This is a genomic window from Thermodesulfitimonas sp. (genome assembly GCF_052743955.1).
The window spans coordinates 1-4,697 of the sequence record NZ_JBRAIN010000117.1; the positions used below are offsets into that span (position 1 = coordinate 1).

Annotated in this window: 3 protein-coding genes; all 3 read left to right on the top strand. The window is 58.4% G+C overall.

All coding sequences use genetic code 11. The features are described from left to right. Nucleotides 1-99: 99 nt before the first annotated feature. On the top strand, nucleotides 100-2,016 hold the full coding sequence (ftsH, locus tag ACUVTA_RS08615; protein ID WP_445952536.1) for an ATP-dependent zinc metalloprotease FtsH: 1,917 nt from the start codon (nucleotides 100-102) through the stop codon (nucleotides 2,014-2,016). Between the two features lie 97 nt (nucleotides 2,017-2,113). After that, the gene (ndk, locus tag ACUVTA_RS08620) at nucleotides 2,114-2,563 is read left to right on the top strand and encodes a nucleoside-diphosphate kinase (protein WP_445952537.1); all 450 of its coding nucleotides are present in this window, start codon (nucleotides 2,114-2,116) and stop codon (nucleotides 2,561-2,563) included. A 249-nt stretch (nucleotides 2,564-2,812) separates the two neighbouring features. Beyond that, the gene (locus ACUVTA_RS08625; protein ID WP_445952538.1) at nucleotides 2,813-4,516 is read left to right on the top strand and encodes a formate--tetrahydrofolate ligase; all 1,704 of its coding nucleotides are present in this window, start codon (nucleotides 2,813-2,815) and stop codon (nucleotides 4,514-4,516) included. Nucleotides 4,517-4,697: the final 181 nt, after the last annotated feature.

Sequence of the window (4,697 nt, forward strand, 5' to 3'; positions counted from 1 at the left end):
TCTGCGGTGTTATGGGCTTGTAAAAGAATTGTGGCTGTGGTATAATTTATTGGTTAGTAATCTTTCGCTTGGCAGGAGAAATACGGGGGGAGAGTTTTTTTGCAGCGTTTTAAAAACGTAGGCATTTACCTGCTCATCGTCCTGGTGATCATTTTGCTTATTCAATACGCCAGACCACCTAAAGGCGATGTTACCAGCATCAGCTATAGTGATTTTTTCCAGGCACTTGAACAGGGCGAAGTTGCCAGCGTGGTCATCCGTACCCAGAGTAATACCAACTTCATCGAAGGGACCAAACGCAACGGTACCAAATTCCGGACTACCGGTCCTGTTCTCGACGACCGGCTTTACCCGCTTCTGAGGGAGAAAAAAGTGCGGACTGAGCAGTTGCCGCCTCAGGAGCCCGGCTGGTGGGCGAATCTCCTTACCGCCCTTTTACCGGTGCTGGTCTTCATCGGGCTCTTTTTCTTTATGTTGCAGCAGACGCAGGGGGGCGGCAGCCGGGTGATGTCTTTTGGTAAAAGCCGGGCGCGGCTGCATACCGACGAGCGGAAGCGAGTCACCTTTGCCGACGTTGCCGGCATTGACGAGGTGAAGGAGGAGCTTCAGGAGGTCGTTGAGTTCCTGAAGAACCCCCGGAAGTTCAGCGAGTTAGGGGCCCGCATTCCCAAAGGGGTGCTCCTTTTCGGCGCGCCGGGTACCGGGAAGACGCTCCTGGCGCGGGCGGTAGCTGGGGAGGCGGGCGTTCCCTTTTTCAGCATCAGCGGCTCGGATTTTGTGGAAATGTTTGTCGGCGTGGGGGCCGCGCGGGTGCGGGATCTTTTCGAACAGGCTAAGAAGAACGCGCCCTGCATCGTTTTTATTGATGAAATCGACGCGGTGGGGCGCCAGCGGGGTGCAGGTTTGGGCGGCGGCCACGACGAGCGGGAGCAGACGCTCAACCAGCTCCTGGTAGAGATGGATGGCTTCAACCCCAATGACGGTATAATCGTCATCGCCGCGACCAACCGACCTGACATCCTCGACCCGGCGCTTCTGCGCCCCGGGCGGTTTGACCGGCAGATCGTGGTGGATATTCCGGACATCAACGGCCGCAAGGAAATCCTGAAGGTCCACGCCCGCGGTAAGCCTTTGGCTGACGATGTGGACTTGGACGTGTTGGCCCGGCGGACGCCCGGTTTTAGCGGCGCCGACTTAGCGAACGTCTTGAACGAGGCGGCCCTTCTCGCGGCGCGACGCAACAAGAAGCGGATCGAGATGGAGGACCTGGAGAATGCGGTCGAGCGCGTAATCGCCGGTCCGGAAAAGAAGTCTCGGGTCATAAGCGACAAGGAAAAGCGGCTTGTAGCCTATCACGAAGCTGGTCACGCGATCGTGGGTTACCTCCTGCCTCATACCGACCCGGTGCATAAGATCTCGATTATCCCGCGCGGGCGGACGGGCGGCTATACGCTTTTGCTGCCGAAGGAAGATCGCTATTACATGACACGGTCCCAGCTGTTGGACCAGATCACCATGCTGTTAGGAGGGCGGGTGGCCGAGGACCTGATGCTCAAAGAAGTGAGCACCGGCGCCCAGAATGACCTCGAGCGGGCTACGGAGATCGCGCGCCGGATGATCATGGAGTACGGGATGAGCGAGGAATTAGGGCCGCTCACTTTCGGCCACAAGCACGATACTCCCTTCCTCGGCCGGGATATCGCGCGGGACCGGAATTACAGCGAGGAGATTGCCTACGCGATCGACCGCGAGGTGCGACGGGTGATCGACGATTGCTACAACCGGGCGCGGGAGATTCTGACCGCGAACCGCGACAAGCTCGAGTTGGTGGCCAACCGCCTCATCGAGCAGGAGACGATCGAAGCGGAGGAGTTTGCTGCGCTCATGGGGGCGCCGGGGGATGGTCGCGGCGAAGACAAGCCGGCGCCGGCGGTCTCTTTCAATAAGGAGACGAAGTGTCCTTTACCGCTGACCCAGCCGGAACCGGCGGTTACCTTCGGGAAGTTCCGGTTTTGAGCAGACCGGTGGGTAAAATATTAGGCGCTAGAGCCGGCAAAAGTAGGGAACTGCCGCTCAAAAATAGGAGATGAAGCAATATTGGGAGGTAGGAACTTTGGAACGGACTTTCATCATGGTTAAGCCAGATGGGGTGCAGCGGGGTCTTGTCGGTGAGATCATTGCCCGGTTTGAACGACGCGGCTACAAGCTGGTGGGGCTTAAGATGTTTACCATGCCGCGTGAGGTTGCCGAAACCCACTATGCCGAGCACCGGGGTAAACCCTTTTTCGAGGGACTGGTCCGTTACATCACCTCCGGTCCGGTGGTCGCTATGGTCTGGGAAGGGAAGAACGTAATCGCCGCGGCGCGGGAGATGATGGGGGCAACTGACCCGCAAAAGGCACTTCCCGGTACGATCCGCGGTACATACGGGATCGATGTGGGCCGCAACGTGGTGCACGGCTCTGATTCGCCGGCGAGCGCGGCGCGGGAGATCGGTATCTTTTTTGAACCGGACGAGCTTTTAAATTACGAGCGGCAGCTTGAGGCGTGGATTTACGAATAATTTTCGCAGGTCCGGTTGGCGCAACGTCGATCTTCAGGGCAGCCCGCACGGGCCGCCCGTGTGGTTTCGCGGCCGCGCCCTTTGTGGGGAAGCTAATCAATGCCCTTTTTGGCAGCTTGGGCGCCGTTTATGGCTTTTTAAAGCGGGGTTTATTGTAAAACGGCCCGGGAAAGTGCTAAACTAAAGTGACTAAAAACCCTAACGGGGGTAAGCCGAGAATTTTCACAAAAGAAGGGATGGGAGAGCTGTATGCGGGTTGTACCAAGCGACCTCGAGATTGCCCAAGCCCACAAGATGATCCCGATCCGGGACATCGCTGCCTCGATCGGCCTCGACGAGGACGACATCGACTACTACGGCCGTTACAAAGCCAAGATCAAACTTGAAGTCCTGGAAAAATTCAAGGACCGCCCCAACGGAAAGTATATCGACGTTACCGCTATTACCCCTACTCCCCTCGGCGAAGGAAAAACGGTTACCACCATCGGTCTCACGCAGGCTCTCGGGAAGATCGGTAAAAAGGTGATCTGCACCCTCCGCCAACCGTCGATGGGTCCGGTTTTCGGGATTAAGGGCGGTGCTGCTGGCGGCGGTTACTCCCAGGTCGTGCCGATGGAGGATCTGAATATTCACTTTACCGGTGACATTCACGCCGTGGGCCAGGCTCATAACCTGCTGGCGGCAATGATTGACGCCTCCATTCTCCACAGGAACCCGCTTAACATCGACCCGCTTACCATTATGTGGCCGCGGGTGGTTGACGTAAACGACCGGGCGCTGCGGAATATCGTAATCGGGCTCGGCGGCCGGGAGAACGGGTACCCGCGCGAAGCGGGCTTTGATATTACGGTGGCTTCCGAAGTGATGGCCATCCTGGCGCTCACAACCGGCCTCAAAGATATGCGCCAGCGTCTGGGGCGGATTGTTATCGGCTACAGCTATGACGGTAAGCCGGTTACGGCGGAGGACCTGAAGGCAGCCGGGGCTATGACCGTGATCATGAAGGAGGCGATCAAGCCGAACCTGATCCAGACGCTTGAGGGGCAGCCCTGTATCCTCCACGCCGGTCCGTTTGCGAACATCGCTCACGGGCAGTGCTCCATCCTGGCGGATATGATGGCGCTGAAGCTTGCGGATTACGTGGTTACGGAGAGCGGCTTCGGCGCGGACCTCGGGATGGAGAAGTTTATGAACATCAAGTGCCGTTACTCGGGTCTGAAGCCCGATTGCGTGGTAATTACCTGTACCATCCGGGCGCTTAAAATGCACGGCGGTGTCGGCAACGTGGTGGCGGGGAAGCCGCTACCTGAAGAGATCTTGCGGGAGAACGTGCCTGCGGTCGAGCGGGGCTGCGAAAACCTGGCCCACATGATCAAGATCGCGCGGTACTTCGGTGTTCCGGTGCTGGTTTCCATCAATCGGTTTGTTAGCGATACCGACGCCGAAGTTGAGGCGGTGCGCCAGAAAGCGCTCGCGGCCGGAGCGGAAGGAGCCTACCCGATTACCGTCTGGGCGGATGGCGGCGCCGGGGCGGTCGACCTGGCGAAGGCGGTGGTAGAGGCCTGCGAGAAACCGAGTAACTTCCAGTTCCTTTATCCGGACCACCTCACGATCAAGGAAAAGATCGAGATTCTGGCGACCAAGGTTTATAACGCAGCCGGCGTGCGGTACGAGCCACTGGCGGAGAGGAAGATCGCCCAGTTCGAGGCTCAGGGGTGGGGTAAACTGCCCATCTGCATGGCCAAGACCCACCTTTCTATCTCCCACGACCCGAAGCTACTCAACGTACCGCGGGATTACATCTTCCCCATTCGCGACATCCGGGCGTCAGTCGGTGCCGGTTTCCTTTACCCGCTGGCGGGGGCGATGCGGACTATGCCCGGGCTGCCTTCACAGCCGGCGGCCTTCAAGGTGGATATCGACGAAAACGGGCGCACCGTGGGTCTTTTTTAACCGTGGGGCCTCTGACGTGGGGAAAAACGGTTACGGGGAGGTAACCTCCCCGTAACCGTTTACCGGGCGGTTGCCTCCGTTCCGGCTTTGGCGCTTTGCCCCGGGCGTTTTTCGCCTTAATCCCCGTCGTTAGTGTAAAGTTACTGTAGGAATCTTTGGAGGGTATGAGGGAGGAGAAAAC

Bases quoted from the DNA above. Each gene is read 5' to 3' on its own strand.
- ACUVTA_RS08625 (WP_445952538.1), top strand. From the start codon at position 2,813: ATGCGGGTTGTACCAAGCGACCTCGAGATTGCCCAAGCCCACAAGATG.